Origin of the sequence: Anaplasma marginale str. Florida (assembly GCF_000020305.1) — a bacterium.
GTDB lineage: Bacteria > Pseudomonadota > Alphaproteobacteria > Rickettsiales > Anaplasmataceae > Anaplasma > Anaplasma marginale.
Genome location: NC_012026.1, coordinates 382,459 through 399,914, shown reverse-complemented (window position 1 = coordinate 399,914; position 17,456 = coordinate 382,459). Strand labels below are relative to the sequence as shown.

Here is a 17,456-nt window from a genome sequence, read left to right as displayed (position 1 = left end):
AACAAGTTTGACCTATGCTTTATTAGAAAATTAATCAATTGTATATAAATATGATACCATTCTACATAAGCTATAGTCGCAGCGTTGTTGGATAAGCATCGAATCGGCTGTTGGTATGCCCTTCGTTGTATAAAAATAGTCGCAAAAAGATATACGTTCCCGATACCGGATGGAGAGTTCTATGACAGAAAAGCGTGCACCCAGTGGACAAAAGATAAAGCCTCAGATTTTAGGCATAATAAAGGAAATCATACATAAGAGTCAGTGGAATCAGATAGCTGCGGCCAAGGTGCTCGGGGTAGATCAGCCAAAAGTCTCTCAGATAATCAACGGCAAAGCGGCAGGTTTCTCTCTAGAGAGACTGCTGGTATTCCTACTCAGATTACACTGCAAGATAGAACTTTCAGTCTCAATGAGAAAGACCGGGCTCTCAAACGTGGAAGAACAGGCTGCAGGCAACTTGGACGCAATAAACCTCATAGTGCTGTCAAAAGACGACTACTGACCTCGGGAGTGCGCGGAGCATTCCCCTGCACGACAAGCCCATTGTTGCACATTCCCTGAATCCAGAGCCCAGCGGCTGCCGTATTACGTATCAGCCGCACCTCGTCGGTGGTGCGCTGTGTCAAGCCGCATGCCACCTGATGTTGTGACGCACCATATCACAAAGTTCTCAACACCCCAAACCATTCAAACTTATTGTGGCCAGGCAGTGGAGCATACACCTACACAACGGATATCAATCTCATACCGTCCACAAGCGCTTACAGGGGAAGGTATTTTGTTGCAATGTGGGTGATAGGCCCGTATAATCCGGGAAGGTTTTTTGCAGGTGTAGGATGCGGGAAGGTGATTCTGGGTATTTCTCTTGCTATGATGGCAACAGATTCAGGCTGGTGATCTTGGCTAGCCAGAGGGCGCATGAGCTAAGCTCCGGAGCGTGCACCGCGGTTGCACGTAAGGGGGACAAGAACACAGTGGTCGCGTTGCGCGAAATAGTAGGCGAGCAGTTAGACCTTGCTGCCGTTTTCAAGCTGGCAGTAAATAGGTGTAGAAAATACCTTGAAGAGTTTACCAACGCACGGGAGGTTGCGGCTGCACGCAGCAGTCAGGCAGCTCCTAAAAGTGCGCCAGGCCAGGAGATAGGTAAGAGCTTCAGGGAGAAAGATCCCAGCGCCGCTGCATTCCTTGATCAGGAGCAATTTTTCTCAGGAGGGGGTGAATAAGGCTTTAAGAAGTGCCATATTTGGCAGCTAGTATATAGCTGCTGTTGGGCTTCGCCCTTTTCCATTGCTAGGAGTGCTTGCCGAGGGTTTGGTGCCTGTTATGGATAAGTATAAGTCGGATGATTCCGGTCCAGGTGATGATTTGTGGTGGCGGAGTGTTGCTAAGCTCGCTCACCCTATCGCCGAAGGTAAGAAAAAGGTCACTGCTGGCAGGAAACTAGCAGATATAAGCAGGCCCGTAGGCTGTGCTGGTGGCCGTGGGAGGCAGGCGCTCACCCAAGCAACGGAAAGCCCGGCTTTAACTCAAAATGGAGGCGCTTGCGCCATTGGGGCACAGGTTCAAAAACGTCAATCGTCGCCGGGCCTGTATGCTTGCACAGAAGAGTATGGGTTATTTTCCAGTATAGATGCCGGAACCAAGGCTAGAGTTGACAAGGGAAAGTATCCGATAGATAAGGTCATAGATCTGCACGGACACAGCGAGGCCTCCGCACGTGATAGTCTGGTGGAGTTTGTAAAGAGCAGTTTTCAATCTGGGCACAGGTGCATACGCGTTATCACAGGATGGGGAAGCAAAAATTCCGGCAATAACAGCATCAAAAGCAATTTACACAGGTGGTTACAGCTGGACTCCATAGTTGATATGGTGCTCTACTACAGGCAGGCAATTCCCGCACATGGGGGAAAAGGCGCATTTTATATCCTATTGAGAACAAACAAGAAGGCGTGACGCCTGTTCTATCCTAAACCCGGCTGGCATGCCTGAAAGGCGGCGTGCACCCCTGCAATATACACCATACCCACTTGTGTGATACTCATCGCTGTTCACAACCTAAAAAAGATGGGCACCCTGCCATAGGGGTGTTGTGCCTCGATGCAAAAGGGTATATACTCCGCCCGAGTTCTAGGTTTTTTATGGATTATTCCGGAGTATATCCGTCATCCTCTAAAGTGTACGTGCGTGGGAATTTGTATTCTGACGTTAATGTTGGAATGCGTAAGGTTGCCATAAAAAACGGAACGTCTGAGTTTCTTGTATACGATACAGGCGGGCCCTACACTGACCGCGAGGCCAAGCTGGATATCAAATCTGGCATACGAAAGTTAAGAAGCACTTGGATCGAAAACAGGCGTGATACTTCCCCCGTGCAAAGAAGTTTTGTTCCCAGCGGGAGTTCATGCACTAGGTATCAAAAAGCAGCAGAGAATGTCCTGCGGAAAATTGCCGGAGGTAGCCCGGTCACACAGCTGTTTTATGCCCAAAATGGCATTATAACACCAGAAATGGAATACGTAGCTATTCGCGAAAATGCGCTTCGCATGCAGGTAGGTTCTTCGGAAACTGGGGCTGCTGCGCACCAGGAGATCACTCCGGAGTTTGTGAGGCAGGAGATAGCAGCAGGAAGGGCAATAATCCCGGCAAACATTAATCACCCAGAATCCGAACCAATGGTAATTGGAAGGAATTTTCTGGTCAAAATAAACGCCAACATCGGGAACTCAGCTGTGCTTTCCGGCATTGAAGAAGAAGTGAAAAAGATGGCGCTCGCCGTCGCGTACGGAGCGGACACAGTTATGGATTTGTCCACAGGGAGTGACATACACAACATCAGAGAATGGATAATAAGAAACAGCCCAGTGCCCATAGGGACGGTGCCTATATATCAAGCACTCAACAAGGTAAAAGGGGTTGTTGAGAATCTGAGTTTCGAGGTTTTCAAAGAGACGATAATAGAACAGGCGGAGCAAGGCGTGGATTATTTTACCATCCATGCCGGCGTGCTGAAAGACTACATCAAGCATGCTCGCGGTCGGGTTACAGGAATAGTCTCCCGAGGCGGCGCTATTATGGCCCAGTGGTGCTTAGCGCACAACAAGGAGAATTTTTTGTACACACATTTTGATGAGATCTGCGAAATCATGGGCAGTTACGATGTTGCCTTTTCCTTGGGAGATGGGCTGAGGCCCGGCTCCATAGACGATGCAAACGATGAAGCACAGTTTCTGGAACTGAAAACCCTCGGGGAGCTGGTCAAGGTGGCTTGGCACCATGGTTGCCAGGTAATGGTTGAAGGCCCCGGACATGTGCCCATGCATCTCATAAAAGAGAACATGGAAAAACAACTGCACCTCTGTAGTGAGGCACCATTTTACACCCTCGGCCCGCTCACGACTGACATAGCACCGGGTTATGACCATATCACTAGTGCTATAGGCGCAGCGATGATCGGGTGGTACGGCACTGCGATGCTGTGTTACGTAACTCCAAAAGAGCACTTAGGGCTGCCGAATATTGATGACGTAAAAGCGGGGGTGATATCCTATAAAATTGCGGCACACGCCGCTGATCTGGCAAAAGGAAATCCATCCGCCTATGCTAGAGATTACGCGCTGAGCCAGGCAAGGTTTGATTTCCGATGGTACGATCAGTTCAATCTCTCGCTAGACCCGCTAACTGCAAAGTCGCTACACGATGAATCTCTGCCCGGCAAGGGAGGCAAAACTGCAAATTTCTGTTCCATGTGTGGGCCGAAATTTTGCTCAATGAAACTGAGCAAAGAGTTGGTAGACCAATAGGTTACAATCGCGAGGAAGCCGCTGTATCCGAAAAATTGCTAGCAGGCGTCAGGCTGAGAAGCCATTGTAGACGCGTGCCGGTCCAGCGTGCTGCGCATCGCGAGTTTTTTCCTCGCAACTCGGAAGCGGTGCCTGCCGGCATTTAAGCTCCCTACAATTTGCAGTACGCTCTTCAGTACCTCTCCTTTGCGCTCACCACAATTTACATAAAAATCGGCAAAGTTGCGCCTACTTCCGCGCGGCATCTGCAAAGAGAGTAAAAACTCTATCTCTCGCTCCGAAAGGCCACGTTGCCTCAGTCTATGCCATTGCAGGGATTTATGAACGTCAACATTTATAACGAAGTCACAACATCGCCAGAATCCCGCCTCCAGCAGCAAAGGAACATCTAACACCGCATAATCGCGCCCTATTTTACCCTGCTCCAGAATGAATTTACGTTGTTGCCTCAACACAATGGAGTGCACAATGGACTGAAATTCCAGCCACAATGGGCCATAAGAAAAAAAATGCTTGGACAGCCTCTCCCGAGAAACCACCCCGTTGCATATGCAATCAGGGAAATACTTGGCTACCAAGCCAGTGATTGTAGCATCACCGGAATACATGCTATGTACAATTTTGTCGGCATCAAAAACGGCAGCGTTGCAAGATTGGGCAAACATGGCAGCCACCGTGCTCTTACCTGAACCCGCGCCTCCACTAAGCCCAAAAACTATCATATGAGCACCATAAATTGCAGTACTGTATACCATAGCAGACGCATAGCACACTAGACATAACGCGCTACTATGCCATAACTGCCATAACCGCATGCGTTCCGATGGAGCCCCTAAGCAGTCCTGGGCCGTGGCAGCGTAAGTACATCTTTTCGGCGCAATAGCCCAGGAGGAGTGCGCCCTTAAGCCAAAAGTTTGCCAGACATTACAGCAGCCAAACGTGCATAACTGGCTGACCGTGGACGGGAGGCATTATGTAAATCTTCGATGAGGCACATTAAATAAGCGCAGAGATTGGTCCCACACCATGGGGATGCACGAAGCTATTTTCGCGATATAAAACGCATGTTACTTTGAATTATTGAACGAATCTGTAAGCATCTAGGACGTGCTGCACCTGTTGTAATCGTTATCACCGTGAGGTGTGACAGTGTGGCGCACATAGTGGCCCTGGTGGGAACACGCAACAAATTCCTGGACCCATGCAACTGGTTTACATCCACACAGTTGAGCATTAGTGCGTACCTGTTGTAACATCAAGGATATGAGCCCTCGCGGCCGAGGCGGTTTTTGGTTGCTCGTATAATCTAATAGGCAACATCATCAATGGTCGTGTGTGCGGCGTGCAAATGCGGCCCGGTCACATGTTGAAAAGCGTGCATTTTTCCACTAAAGTGCTGTACCCGTGGCTGGTTTTTTCGTGGACAAGCGGTGCAGTAACATCTCACCGATGCCAGGTTTGTGTTGTAATGTTGTAAAATGCAGCGAGTTGTTGAAGCACTGAGGAAAGAGCAGATAGTCTGCTTCCCGACCGATACTCTATACGCCCTGGCATGCAGCGCATTGAGCGCAAATTCCGTGCAGCGGCTATATGAAATCAAGAGGCGCCAATATCACAAGCCCATACCCATACTGCTGAATAGCTTGGCCGCGATCAGAAAATTTGCCTCACTTAAGGACGAGGACTGGGGTATAATCGAGCGCCTATCGCCTGGGCCAGTCACGTTTGTGGTGCCGTTGCATGACACCCAAAGTTTGCCAGGTGAGTTTTTTAGAGGTACCGTTGGCGTGCGGATACCAGACCACGCAATGGCCCGCACAATATTGGAAGAGTTTGGAGGGCCGGTAGCCGCTACCAGCGCAAATCTGTCTGGGATGCCGGGTGCAAGACGCGCTATGGAAATCCCACAGGAAATACGTGACTGTGTGTCAGAGCTTATGGAAGATGATTCTGCAGTTGGTGGCATGTGCTCTACAGTCTTTGATGTACAATCGCGTAAGGTATTGAGAATCGGCATGTTTTCTGAGCACAAAATTGCTGGTATTGTTAGGTCTTGTGGGGGAACATCGTAATGGATTCAGTTATAGGACACGCCGCACAAAAACGCGCTCTGCTCGCGAATAGCAGCGCTGTGACGTGGCTGCTATGCGGAAGGCGGGGTATAGGAAAGTCCAGGTTGTCTCGCGCCTTTGCCAAGCATGTGACAGGTTCCGTAGAATTAGAGTCAGACCCAGACGTCATGCTCATTGATAACGCCACTGAGCCAATAAGCGTGGATAAGGTCCGGGAAATGAGGCACTTTTTGCATATGACCGCTATACGGTCTAAGCGTAAAGTGGTAATAGTAGATAGCATTGATGATTTAAGCGTAAGTCCCACCAACGCAATGCTCAAAACCCTGGAGGAACCACCCGCGGGCTCGTTGATACTGCTTATTAGCCATAACGTACATCGCGTCCCGGTAGTTGTTAAATCCAGATGCGTGATACTACCGCTGCATGAGCTAAGCCATGAGGAGACGAAATTGGTGATTGATCGCAATTTTCCCGATATGCAGCAGCTCAGCGATAAAATAACACGCATATATCCGGGAATTCCAGGTATGGTTACGGAGGATATAGAAAAGGAAATATTGCTATACGAAAACCTTATTTCGGTAATACATAAAATAAACCCCTCGGTCATTGGAAGCATATTAGAAACAGATCTACCGCTACACAAGGTAGAATATATCGTGCTGAGGGCTATATCAGACATTATCTGCGATGCTGTAAACGCGGGCACGAAAGATGAGCAGCGTGACGATTGCACCGTGACAGATATGCTAGGTAGATATCACAAAGCTCAGGAAGTATTCCGCGCAGCACGCACCATGCGCCTCCAAAGAGACGTTACTATCTTCAGAGTCTTAGAAATAGCGACCAATAGTGCGTCTATAGGATAAAAAGGATTAATATATTCCCAAATGCGCTACCAGAGCTTGTATACACACAGTGCCGGCACCGATAGTATGGTGTATATGCCCTGCGTTTATTACATAAAGTCACCGACACTTAACGATGCGTTAGGTAATAGCGACAAATTTAGTTGACTATACGAACTAACCTAATATCCTAGGTCCAATTAACTTATGTCAAGTTAGGGGTTTTACTTATGAGTAAGGAGATCATAGTCAGGGCATTGATGTCAAATCTGGGCTTCACAAAGAAAGATTCGAGCAGTGCCTACGATGTGGTTATGTCAGCGGTTAAGACTGCGCTGGAAACTAACCATTCCATCCGTCTTCACAACGTTGGCACGCTGCACGTTATTCAGTGCGCCGAGAAGAAGTATCACAATCCCAAGACTGGACGTCTTGAAACTCTACCTCCAAAAAGAAGGGTGAGATTCAGGTCTAGTAGAAAGTTGTTGGACACGGTAAATGTGTAGAGACACTGCCGCACTTGCTTTTTGTTTGTTGTAGGTGACAATTTCGGGGGGACCTGTTTCCTCTGTGTGTGTGTTTCTCGTTTAAGCTTGTTTTTGAGTTATGCTGCCCGTGGCGTCTTGTTGGGTTGGGGACTTTGGCATAATCTGGAGTTCGGTTTGGTACTTATGTGTGGATGTGCGTGGAGGGCTGTCGTGTGCGTGTTCTATCATGGTCCTCCAGGCTGCCTTTAGCGGTGGTTAGGCGCGTGTTCGCTTAGTTGGGCTCCTGCCCTTCTCTTTGTCGCGGCGGCGCTCGCGCGTTTTACGGGCCGGCGTTGTGTGCGGGGTTTTCTCGCGCGTCTAGCGTGTTCTATCGTGTGTGCTTTGTGTCGTGTTGCCATGCCCTGTTGTGCGTGGCGCAGTGTGGGAGGTGTGCCGCGTGGGCGGCGTTTAATGTGGCTCGGTCTCTCTTTGCGTGTGTGGTACGCCGTGTTCGTGTGTCGCAGCGCTCTCTTAGGCCAACACCGCCGGAGGTGTGTTCTGCCCACGGTTTTGGCTTGGCTGCGGCATGCGGTGGACAAAGCCTACCTGCTATCGTGAGCACGCCTCCAATTTGTGTGGCGTGCGGAGCTGCGCTTTCGCGGCGTTTGCTACTTCAGGTACAGCTCTGAACCGCCACATAACAGGCGACAGTGCTCCTGACGTGCTAGGCGTTGTGGCGCTGTTCCAAGATTATTTTTTTCATATTCCGTACCGCACTCCCAACCCCATGGAGCAGAGACTCACATATCAAAAAATGTCCAACATTCAGGGCAGATACATGCCGAATCGTAGCTATCGTAGCCGCGGTGCCGTAGTCTATTCCATGCCCAGCATGGCACTCCATTCCTTGTTCATGGCTATAAGCCGCTGCGTTGGCTATTCTTTCCAGCTCCCCTTGCGACTTACTCAGACAGTAAGCACCTACATGCAGCTCTACCTTATCTGCACACAACTTTTTCGCATAATCCACCTGCTCCTTTTCTGGCTCAATAAACAGAGTAACGCCAATGCCGCTCTGCCGCAAATCTGATACAACCGGCGCAAGTATTTCAAACATGCCTTTCGCATCAACACCAGACTCTGTGGTAATTTCTTCCCTCTTTTCCGGCACCAAACAAACGTATCGGGGCGCAACCTTCTTTGCGATCTCTAACATTTCGCGCGTGGCAGCCATTTCAAGGTTTAGAGGAACTGCCAGGTGCTTCTTCAGTGCAAAGACGTCGCCATCCCTTATGTGTCTACGATCTTCTCTGAGGTGAACAGTAATAAAATCTGCGCCACACTCTACAGCTTTACTTGCAATCCTCACAACGTCCGGATAGGCGGTGCTTCTAAGATTGCGCAAGGTAGCTACATGATCGACATTAACACCAAGCTGCACGACAACACTCCCCAAACACCGCACGCGGTAGTAATGGTAAAACAAAACCACGTAATTTTAAACAATTATGTTGTTACGCATGCCAACACAGTATACGCATTGTACACGCTGTGGTGGCACTTGATATGATTTTCTCATTCCTCAAATGCAATACACCTGGCTGCGTTATGTAATCCGGCAGCTGGTATACACACCAAGCCTCGACAAACGAGCCGTGCTCGCCGCTACACGGGCATTGCATTCCTGATTTGCGTCGAAGATGCGGCGCAAATTTTCCCTCTGACGATACTCCACCCTCTGCGCCGTTTGAGTAGGAATTTTAAATCTGATACGCGCTCATCTTCCATGTAAACCGCAAATGGCATTCTTAAGACGTTGTACACATAACCTCGGCGCTCCAGCAAAACTATTGGCAGTGACTCGCAAAACTGCTTCCACCTATACCACTTATGCATGGTTGATAGGGTATCCGAACCCGCTATCCACACAAACCTGGTTTGTGGATATCTTGCTTGTAAGTTTCTGACCATTTTGTAACTATACTGGCTATCCGCACACATCACTCTCATGCCCCTACAGCGCGCAATCACGCTCTTGACCATAGACATCCTCTCTTTCAAGCTGTAGGTACCCGCTAACTTTTGTGGGTTAATCGCCACAATCCACCACACGGCATCAAGCCGCAGCAGTTTCATTAACTTGCTCGCAACATGTAAGTGCCCCTCATGCGGGGGATCAAACGACCCTCCAAGTATTCCAACTACCACAAAGCACCTTATCGCAACGGCGGCATGTTGGTATTCAAGATCATAATTAATTCGGTTGCAATACATTTGTGCTAACCCTACACTCACTGCGTTGGCCGCGTTCGTTGCGTGCCGCGCGGCAGGAAGTCTTGGGCATTTGCACAACTCTTCAGTTGCGGTCATATGCCGCTCCAGCAGCCGCTTGCGTATCGCGCTTGCGGGGTTGGGTGTTACAATAGTTTAAGCATATGGAGGTATACCAATGCGGGCCTTAATGGATGCAGAGGGAATTGTTGCTGCGTGCACAGCTGTAACCAATGAGGTAGACAAGGCTGTGGAAGAGGCCGTGTCTGCCGAGATTGCAAAACTTGTTGCGCAACAAGCCAACCAGGTCGACAGTATGGAGGCCTTGCAGAATCTTGCAAGTTCGAAAGAGGGGCAGGCAGCAATACAGAAAGCGCAGGATGCATTTCTGAACGGCACAGCAAGGCCAGAAATCAGGCGTGCATTTGGCGACACAAAAGCTGGCGTTCTCAGCGGATATATTGACTCAGAGTTACCTCACGGTGACAATGAATCCAGGTTTAATCTTGAGCTAGCAATGTATAAGCTTACGAAGCTCAAAACCCCCACTGAGTACGTAAATTCTCTGGATAGTGAAGATTTTCGGAAGCTTGTTGCTTTCGTCGACGTGGCGTCTAACCTCGCCAACACACTGTCTGAAAGTGACTTGCGAGAAGAGCAGAGCAAACGCGAAGCGCAATACGCCAAGCAAAAAGCCTCTACAATGGAATCAGTAGCAGAAAAAATGAAGATGATTACTGGGGGCGATGGCGATATGAAGGCTGTGGCAAAAAGCGCACTAGAGTTTATACAGAATATGATAAGAACTAAAAAACCTCCGAGGAGCTCGGATGTGATGTGTCCCGAATTTTTGGGTAGTGTGACAAGCGCGATCGCGATAGTATGCCTCTTGTGCATCGTCGGTAGCGGGGGAATGGTAGCCACGATATTCCCGATACAGGCGGCTCTCGCCGTGGTGGGAGCAATGAGAACTGTAACTGCTGACGACAGAGCAACTACTGCTAGTATACACAACCCATTAGGCGGGCATGTTGCCGCGAGAATGTTCTCCAGAGATGAGCCAAGACAGCAAACCTGGGCAAAACCGCGAGAAGATGAAACGTTCGCCCTCAGAGAGGAGCGTAAAAAGTCCGAAGTTGAAGTTAACCAAGACCTCAGGCACCGCAGTAGCTAGCAAGAAACATCCTCGACCTGCTGCACCACAGCGGACAAAGCTGGAACCAGAATTTTGTGCGCCTACACACCAGCAACACACAAGACAGCGGCTCCAGGCGCGGCTATCTGAGCATTCGGATCAAGAGGTTTATATCGTCAGCAAGCTTGGCGTCATCTTCCATGAACTTTTCTATCTGCTTCACGGCGTGGATAACCGTTGCATGGTCCCTCCCCCCAAAGCTTTTACCGATGTCAGGCAGACTTTTCTGAGTGAGCCGTTTGGCTAGGTACATAGCAACTTGTCTCGGTCTGGCTAGGGCCCGCAACCTCCTTGCAGAGTACATGTCCTCAAGCTTAATGCCAAAAAACTCGGCCACCTTTTTTTGGATCATACCAACAGTAACCATCCTGTGGTTGGCCCTGAGCAAATCAGACAGTATGCCGCTCGCAGACTCAATTGTGACGCTACTACCAACCAAAGAAGAATGGGCCACAACCTTGTTCAGCGCACCCTCCAGCTCCCTGATGTTGGATTTTATGTTCTTGGCCAAAAATTCCAGAACTTCGTTGGGCACGTGCACGCCCATCTTTTCGATCTTAAGTTGCAGAATGCCAAGCCTCAGTTCGAAGGTGGTCTCGTTTATATCGGCAACCAACCCCCACCCCAAACGGGATTTTATTCTGTCCTCAACGCCGTCTAAATCGCTAGGGGACCTATCCGCAGAAATCACCAACTGCTTATTCTGGTCTATTAGGGCATTGAAGGTATGAAAGAACTCCTCCTGTGTGCTGTCCTTCCCGCTTATGAACTGCACGTCATCAACCATGAGGATATCGACCGAGCGAAACTGCTCTTTGAACAGCATGATGTCTTTACTCCGCAGCGCGGTAACATATTGGTACATGAACTTTTCAGCGGATAGATACGCGATTTTCCGCTTCACAGAAGAGTTGAGTATATACCACGCTATGGCATGCATGAGGTGCGTTTTACCTAACCCCACTCCCCCGTATAGGAACAGCGGATTACTTCCAGGAATGGGGGCAGAAGACTCTGCAACTCTCCTGGCAGCAGCAAACGCCAACTCATTTGGTTTGCCAACGACAAAATTGTCAAAAGTGAATCTCGGATCCAGAGGAGAGCTCAGGTGATCATAAGTGCCGCCTACCATCACCACAGGCGGGCCATCTACCGCCCCATCGGGGTGTTCGGCCATTTGTGGCTGCACACCAACGCCATCGCTCACGCATATGTCTACGGAATAGACGGCGTCGCTTTCGTCTTGCCAATATTTGAGGATGCGTTCCAAGTAGTGTACGAGAATCCACTCCTTGATAAACCTAGTGGGTACAAGCAAGACGACCCGGCCGTTTTCATTGCCGGAATACACCAGTGCGCTTAGCCAACTGTCGTATATGGCGCTGCCGTAAAAATCCCGCAACTTTTTCTGAACACCGCGCCATGCCGCATCGCCTCCATCTTGCCCCTGCCTTTTGTGAACCACGCAGCGTTCAGTAGTTTCGGATACATCAACCATAAAGCCAAACCCAAATAATACACCACCTACTTTGTGTCACATAAGTCTTAATAAACGCACAGAGCATTATCGCATCATAACGCCCCCACAAAGAGTTTGACGGCAGTAGAGCGCAGCACGGCACCCATGCGCGCCAATTGCTGCACATTTACCAACAGTAAGCAACCCATGCACCATACACGAAGGACAACACACACCTAAAACTAGAACCCACCGACACGCAAAAGGGCAACACCTGAGCCTAGACTTCATCCTTAACGCGAGTTATGTCCGGAGCATCAGCATCCTTGATTCCCACAACATGATATCCAGAATCCACATGCAAGACTTCCCCGGTAGTCCCCCTACCCAAATCACTCAACAGGTACATAGCGGCACCTCCAACTTCTTCGATACTGGTATTACGTCTGAGGGGAGCATTATATCTATTCCAAGCCAATATGTAACGGAACCCGCCCAAGCCCGCAGCAGCCAAAGTACGCACAGGGCCAGCAGATATCGCATTCACCCTAATCTGCTTCTTGCCCAAATCAACCGCAAGGTACCTGACACTGGCCTCAAGAGCCGCTTTACAAACACCCATCACGTTATAGTTGGGAACCACCTTCTCAGCGCCGTAGTAAGAGAGAGTTAGAATACTTCCCCCACCTTCCATCATAGACTCAGCCCTGCGGGCGACGGCAGTTAAGGAATAGCAGGAGACATGCATAGACAGCAAAAAGTTATCTAGCGTGGTGTCTATGTACCTACCCTGAAGCTCATTGCGGTCAGAAAAAGCTACTGCGTGGACTATGAAATCTATGCTGCCCCACTCCCTCTCAAGCACGGAAAACATGCTATCAATGGACTCATGATCAGAAACATCACACGGCATGACCAACTTAGAGCCAACGGACTCAGCAAGCGGCTCTACTCTTTTCTTTAAAGCATCAGAAAAATAGGTAAATGCAACTTCGGCGCCATGTTCACAAACAACCTTAGCTATGCCCCAGGCCAGGGACCGGTCATTCGCAACACCAATAATCACACCTCTTTTGCCACGCATCAGCCCACCGGTATGCACAGACAACCCACTAACTCTCAAAAACACATCGACGCGGGAGTGACGAGACTTGAACTCGCGACCTCAAACGTGACAGGCTTGCGCTCTAACCAACTGAGCTACACCCCCACAAGCCAAGCAGAATGCTAATGTCTTACAAATCCGTTGTCAATCACAGTTTTGCCGCGCACACGGATCGCGGAACATTGTATAACACGCACCTCTTGCGATAAATACTACAAGTACGATACAGCGCAAAGCGGCCCATAGCAGCCCATTGCAAGCAGGCATTGAGCAAAACATACAGACAAGAGTGCATAACCGCCTAAATACCGCAGGCAGTGCACCCGTGAAGCTACGATGCAATCACAGGCAGGTCAACAGTAAGCTACAGAAGAGCAATTGTGCACGGTACAGCGTTAAAATACAACCCCAGTAATTGCAGCAAAGACGCTATAGCCCCACAGTAGCACACCGAAACCTTCAAAATGGCACGCGGTTAAGTGCGTACCGAAGCACCAAAAAATCGAAAGGTGGCAGTACGCACTCAGTCTTCGGCAAGTCGGCGTTTTATTAATGTATTCACAAGCCCCGGGTTGGCCTGACCGTTGGTCTCCTTCATAACTTTCCCAACAAAGTACCCCAAAAGTTTTGTTTTGCCCTGCCTATATTCCGCAACCTCATCGGGGCTCTCACTTATTATTCTATCCACTATAGGGGCCAAAGTTTCTTCACTGGTGATCTGGCACAAGCCCTGCTCACGCACTATATCGGAGGCAGATTTTTCTGTTTCAAACATCAACGCAAAAACTTGCTTGGCCATTTTCCCAGATATTGTGCCATCAGCAACCAAGTCTAACAGCTCCACCAGACGTCCCGCGCTTACGGGTGAATCCGCAATGCTTGACCCACGTTTATTCAACGCACCAAAAAGTTCTCCAGTGATCCACGGCACGGCCAAATCCGGGGCGTGCTTGGCTACGACAGACTCAAAATATGCTGACACGTCCTTGTCCGAAGACAAAATATCCGCGTCGTACCGTGATAGGCCGATGTCTTGCATATACCTACGCTTCTTCTCCGACGGAAGCTCAGGTAGAGACGCGCGTATATTGTCGATGAATGCCGTAGTGAGCTCCAACGGCAACAAATCCGGGTCTGGAAAATAGCGGTAGTCGCATGCATCCTCCTTCTCGCGCATAGATCTGGTAGTGCACGTATCAACGTCGAACAACATGGTACTCTGGCTGACTACCCCACCGCTCTCGAGCACCTCCACCTGTCTGCACGCCTCATGCCTTATTGCTTGGGCCAGATGCTTGATAGAATTGAGGTTTTTGATCTCAGACCTCGCACCCAGATTGCTATCACCAACTTTTCTGACAGAAACGTTCGCGTCACAACGCAAGGAACCGTTTTCCATGTCGCCATCGCAAGTCCCTATTGCGCGCAATATTATACGCAGTTTTTTGATGTACTCAGCAGCCTCTTCCGGAGATCGAAAATCGGGTGCAGACACAATTTCCATCAGGGCCACCCCAGCCCTGTTAAAATCTAGGTAGGTTTTATCCCCAACGTGCATACTCTTACCGGCATCTTGCTCCAGGTGGATTCTGGATATCCTGACGTCCTTACTACAACACTCGTCAAGTGTGATATGCCCGTCAGTTGCGATTGGAAAGTAGAATTGCGTTATCTGATAGCCAGATGCAAGATCAGGATAAAAATAATTTTTTCGGTCAAAAACCGAGTATTTGTGAACTTCGCAAGAGAGCGCCAGTGAGGTCCTAACCGCCTGCTCCACACAACGGGCGTTCAGCACCGGCAAAGTACCCGGCATTGCCACGTCAAACAACGCTACCTGCGTATTGGGCTCGGAACAAAAACCCGTAGAGGCCCCGGAGAATAGCTTGCTATTTGAAATAACCTGAGCATGCACCTCAAGGCCTATAACCATCTCCCACTCGTGGGTGTTTCCCTTAATTATCCCAGTATTTGCCGCCACACTCGCCCCACATCAACCCTTTTTCAACAAGGCCGACACTTCCTTGGAAGCAATCACCTTCCCGTGCACCACGTACGACTCATGATTGTCATCAATTTTGGCAATCTCGTAGTAGTAATTTACCATAATGCCCATGGAACACGCTAGTCCCTTTTCTGACTTATCAGCCATCCAGTTTAGCCGCTTAACCGACGCACCATTGCTGAGGTGAAAGTGCGCGACCTGGTCTAATACTCTGTTGCCCTTCTTCTCATTGATTAGGTAATGTGCACACAATTTTAGGAACATTTCCTGTATTGGTAGAGCAAAGCTCCCATACTTACTGACCTTGCCCACAAGTGATTGTACCTCACCAAGAGTGTGCGTAATGCCCAATTTTTGTAGTATAACCACCTCATCCCGAGTCAGGCTCTTGAGCCACTGCACAAACCCAGGCACGGGAGAGAGCGTCACGTAGGTCTTTATATTGCGAAACTCGCAAGAAAGCCTCTCAACCACTCTTTTGATCAAAAAATTTCCCAGATTAATCCCACTCAGACCAACTTGAGTATTTGAGATCGAGTAGAAAACCGCAACCTTGGCATCGGCAGGATCTTTCTTAGGAATGCTACCATCCAGCAGTGCCTGCACGTTGTCCGCCACAGTGTCAACCAAGGCAACTTCCACAAATATCAGCGGCTCCCCCGGCATTTTGTAGTGAAAAAATGCGAAACACCGACGGTCGGAATCCAACCTGTAGTGCAGGTCATCCCAGGAGGATATTGCATGCACCGCCTCGTAGAATATTAGCTTTTCCAGTAGTGATGCCGGAGAATCCCAGGTTATTTGATGCAAATCTAACAAGCCAACATCAAACAGCGAAGATAGTACACTCTTTAAATCTCTTTCAAGCGCGAAAAAATCTTCTCCCTTTCTGATTAGCGTAACCACATCGGCCCGCATATCCACAAGAAACTTCACTCCTTCCGACAGAGACATAAACTGCCTAAGAATGGCCAACCTGGGAGAGAGCAGAACGGAGATGAGCTCGAACTTAAGTTTTTCCTCGAGATCTGCGTTGCTGTTGTTTACGTATGCACTGATCTTGCGGTTTATATCCTCCTTACTAGAGTTGAACTGGTCATTCAACATACGCAGAAACTTGGCCTTGCCCACATCAGACAGGTGCAGGTAGAGATTTCCAAGGGATATAGTATTGTGCCTCGCCTTAACTTCCCCACCCTTCGGGCTAACACACTCCTGCATTTTCCCAAGAAGCTTGTCCATATCCTGGCTTCTGGCAAGATCGCTACTTATGTTGCCAACCCAGGACATGACAACATCGGTCACCTCACCGACGACCCTTGCCACACTGCTAAGTGTTCTATGCTTTATCTTGAGCAACGAGCTTTCCACGCAAGCTAGAAGGCTAATACAAACCTTGCAGTTTTATAACATTTAGCAGACTCCGTCCATCTATACTTCGCCCGTTATGGTGCATAATCCGTGCCAACCGCGCTTATGACCCCGACGTACGGGTGGGACCCACAACAAAAGCTTGAACTGGATACCTTACACGGTTAAGATTGTGCGCGCTTCTGGTACTTCGGTTCGGATATATGTCCTCGCTTGGTGTTAATAAGGTGATCCTGATTGGGCATCTGGGGAAAGACCCAGACGTCAGGGTTATGCAAAATGGCAAAGAAATGGCAAGTTTTTCCCTGGCAACTTCTGAGAGCTGGCTAGACAAGGCGTCTGGGGCACGCACCGAAAAGACGGAGTGGCATAGCATAGTCGTGTTCAGTGAGGGGCTCGTTCGCGTTGTGAAGACCTGCGCACGCAAGGGCAGTAAGGTCTATATAGAAGGCTCGTTGCGCACTAGGAAGTGGTCAGACCAGAACGGCAACGATAGGTACACTACAGAGGTAGTGCTGCAGGGGTTTAACTCCGCGCTCTGTTTGCTCGATCCTAGGGGAGGTGGAGCCGCCACCCAGGATGCATTGCAAAACGCTGCAGGTCCCCATGAGGAGCCTGGGATGTGCGTGGATGATGCTGGCCTACCTGAGAACGCCATCGTTGAAGAGGTCAGTTTTGCGGACGAAGATATGGATGAAATACCCTTCTGAGGGGGCGTAGCATCGGCGAGTGGCTGGACTGCAACCAGCGTATTAGGAGCTAATCTAGGCGCTAACCAGCTGTGCAGGTGCCCGGGCGTGGCATCACTTATGCCTCATTAGAAGCAGCAGGAATGCTGAAAACCCATGGAAAGCAGT

General features: G+C 49.4%; 16 protein-coding genes and 1 tRNA gene. 9 read left to right on the top strand and 8 right to left on the bottom strand.

Annotation, left to right across the window (positions count from 1 at the left end):
* Positions 1-181 precede the first annotated feature (181 nt).
* The 4 genes from AMF_RS06710 to thiC all read left to right on the top strand — a co-directional run bounded on the left by AMF_RS06710 (position 182) and on the right by thiC (position 3,803).
* Positions 182-505: a helix-turn-helix domain-containing protein gene (locus AMF_RS06710; RefSeq protein WP_010264009.1), complete on the top strand. Its 324-nt coding sequence runs from the start codon at positions 182-184 to the stop codon at positions 503-505.
* Positions 506-839: 334 nt separating this feature from the next.
* On the top strand, positions 840-1,226 hold the full coding sequence (rpoZ, locus tag AMF_RS06705; protein WP_012658906.1) for a DNA-directed RNA polymerase subunit omega: 387 nt from the start codon (positions 840-842) through the stop codon (positions 1,224-1,226).
* 100 nt (positions 1,227-1,326) lie between these two features.
* Entirely contained in the window at positions 1,327-1,956 is a 630-nt protein-coding gene (locus tag AMF_RS06700) for a Smr/MutS family protein (RefSeq protein ID WP_010267416.1), read from the top strand.
* Between the two features lie 44 nt (positions 1,957-2,000).
* Positions 2,001-3,803 carry a phosphomethylpyrimidine synthase ThiC gene (gene thiC / locus AMF_RS06695; RefSeq protein ID WP_012658904.1) on the top strand — a complete coding sequence of 601 codons (1,803 nt, stop codon included), beginning with the start codon at positions 2,001-2,003 and terminating at the stop codon, positions 3,801-3,803.
* Positions 3,804-3,841: 38 nt separating this feature from the next.
* On the opposite strand, the gene coaE is transcribed toward thiC, so the two are convergent.
* Positions 3,842-4,525, bottom strand: coding sequence for a dephospho-CoA kinase (gene coaE, locus AMF_RS06690; protein ID WP_035017901.1), 684 nt, complete (start codon positions 4,523-4,525; stop codon positions 3,842-3,844).
* A gap of 756 nt (positions 4,526-5,281) precedes the next feature.
* Between coaE and AMF_RS06685 the strand changes: the two genes are divergently transcribed.
* The 3 genes from AMF_RS06685 to AMF_RS06675 all read left to right on the top strand — a co-directional run bounded on the left by AMF_RS06685 (position 5,282) and on the right by AMF_RS06675 (position 7,232).
* Positions 5,282-5,875, top strand: a complete 594-nt coding sequence (locus AMF_RS06685; RefSeq protein ID WP_010267410.1) for an L-threonylcarbamoyladenylate synthase — start codon at positions 5,282-5,284, stop codon at positions 5,873-5,875.
* Positions 5,875-6,747: a hypothetical protein gene (locus AMF_RS06680; RefSeq protein WP_010267408.1), complete on the top strand. Its 873-nt coding sequence runs from the start codon at positions 5,875-5,877 to the stop codon at positions 6,745-6,747. Before AMF_RS06685 ends, AMF_RS06680 begins: the two co-directional genes overlap by 1 nt.
* Before the next feature lie 209 nt (positions 6,748-6,956).
* Positions 6,957-7,232: an HU family DNA-binding protein gene (locus AMF_RS06675; protein WP_010263991.1), complete on the top strand. Its 276-nt coding sequence runs from the start codon at positions 6,957-6,959 to the stop codon at positions 7,230-7,232.
* Between the two features lie 685 nt (positions 7,233-7,917).
* Here the strand turns inward: AMF_RS06675 and AMF_RS06670 are convergent.
* Positions 7,918-8,634 (bottom strand): pyridoxine 5'-phosphate synthase, encoded by a 717-nt coding sequence (locus AMF_RS06670; protein WP_010263989.1) that lies wholly within the window; start codon positions 8,632-8,634, stop codon positions 7,918-7,920.
* A gap of 224 nt (positions 8,635-8,858) precedes the next feature.
* A complete protein-coding gene (locus AMF_RS06665) occupies positions 8,859-9,401 on the bottom strand; it encodes a nicotinate-nucleotide adenylyltransferase (protein WP_227013255.1) in 543 nt (180 codons plus the stop codon).
* A 241-nt stretch (positions 9,402-9,642) separates the two neighbouring features.
* Here AMF_RS06665 and AMF_RS06660 point away from each other — a divergent pair, with 241 nt between their 5' ends.
* Positions 9,643-10,638, top strand: coding sequence for a hypothetical protein (locus AMF_RS06660; RefSeq protein WP_012658900.1), 996 nt, complete (start codon positions 9,643-9,645; stop codon positions 10,636-10,638).
* 103 nt (positions 10,639-10,741) lie between these two features.
* Here the strand turns inward: AMF_RS06660 and dnaA are convergent, their stop codons facing one another.
* The 5 genes from dnaA to AMF_RS06635 form a co-directional block, all read right to left on the bottom strand.
* Positions 10,742-12,157 carry a chromosomal replication initiator protein DnaA gene (gene dnaA, locus AMF_RS06655; protein ID WP_010263982.1) on the bottom strand — a complete coding sequence of 472 codons (1,416 nt, stop codon included), beginning with the start codon at positions 12,155-12,157 and terminating at the stop codon, positions 10,742-10,744.
* Between the two features lie 241 nt (positions 12,158-12,398).
* The gene (fabI, locus tag AMF_RS06650) at positions 12,399-13,202 is read right to left on the bottom strand and encodes an enoyl-ACP reductase FabI (protein ID WP_044051808.1); all 804 of its coding nucleotides are present in this window, start codon (positions 13,200-13,202) and stop codon (positions 12,399-12,401) included.
* Positions 13,203-13,254: 52 nt separating this feature from the next.
* A tRNA-Asp gene (locus AMF_RS06645) sits at positions 13,255-13,328 on the bottom strand.
* A 418-nt stretch (positions 13,329-13,746) separates the two neighbouring features.
* A complete protein-coding gene (gene gatB, locus AMF_RS06640) occupies positions 13,747-15,204 on the bottom strand; it encodes an Asp-tRNA(Asn)/Glu-tRNA(Gln) amidotransferase subunit GatB (RefSeq protein WP_010267403.1) in 1,458 nt (485 codons plus the stop codon).
* 12 nt (positions 15,205-15,216) lie between these two features.
* On the bottom strand, positions 15,217-16,599 hold the full coding sequence (locus tag AMF_RS06635) for a malonyl-CoA decarboxylase (RefSeq protein WP_010263522.1): 1,383 nt from the start codon (positions 16,597-16,599) through the stop codon (positions 15,217-15,219).
* 203 nt (positions 16,600-16,802) lie between these two features.
* On the opposite strand from AMF_RS06635, the gene ssb reads away from it, so the two are divergent.
* Positions 16,803-17,309 carry a single-stranded DNA-binding protein gene (ssb, locus tag AMF_RS06630; protein WP_010263519.1) on the top strand — a complete coding sequence of 169 codons (507 nt, stop codon included), beginning with the start codon at positions 16,803-16,805 and terminating at the stop codon, positions 17,307-17,309.
* The last annotated feature ends 147 nt before the right edge of the window (positions 17,310-17,456 follow it).

Coding starts and splice junctions, on each gene's coding strand:
- AMF_RS06710 (WP_010264009.1), top strand. CDS start 182: ATGACAGAAAAGCGTGCACCCAGTGGACAAAAGATAAAGCCTCAGATT.
- rpoZ (WP_012658906.1), top strand. CDS start 840: ATGCGGGAAGGTGATTCTGGGTATTTCTCTTGCTATGATGGCAACAGA.
- AMF_RS06700 (WP_010267416.1), top strand. CDS start 1,327: ATGGATAAGTATAAGTCGGATGATTCCGGTCCAGGTGATGATTTGTGG.
- coaE (WP_035017901.1), bottom strand. CDS start 4,525: ATGATAGTTTTTGGGCTTAGTGGAGGCGCGGGTTCAGGTAAGAGCACG.
- AMF_RS06685 (WP_010267410.1), top strand. CDS start 5,282: ATGCAGCGAGTTGTTGAAGCACTGAGGAAAGAGCAGATAGTCTGCTTC.
- AMF_RS06680 (WP_010267408.1), top strand. CDS start 5,875: ATGGATTCAGTTATAGGACACGCCGCACAAAAACGCGCTCTGCTCGCG.
- AMF_RS06675 (WP_010263991.1), top strand. CDS start 6,957: ATGAGTAAGGAGATCATAGTCAGGGCATTGATGTCAAATCTGGGCTTC.
- AMF_RS06660 (WP_012658900.1), top strand. CDS start 9,643: ATGCGGGCCTTAATGGATGCAGAGGGAATTGTTGCTGCGTGCACAGCT.
- dnaA (WP_010263982.1), bottom strand. CDS start 12,157: ATGGTTGATGTATCCGAAACTACTGAACGCTGCGTGGTTCACAAAAGG.
- fabI (WP_044051808.1), bottom strand. CDS start 13,202: ATGCGTGGCAAAAGAGGTGTGATTATTGGTGTTGCGAATGACCGGTCC.
- ssb (WP_010263519.1), top strand. CDS start 16,803: ATGTCCTCGCTTGGTGTTAATAAGGTGATCCTGATTGGGCATCTGGGG.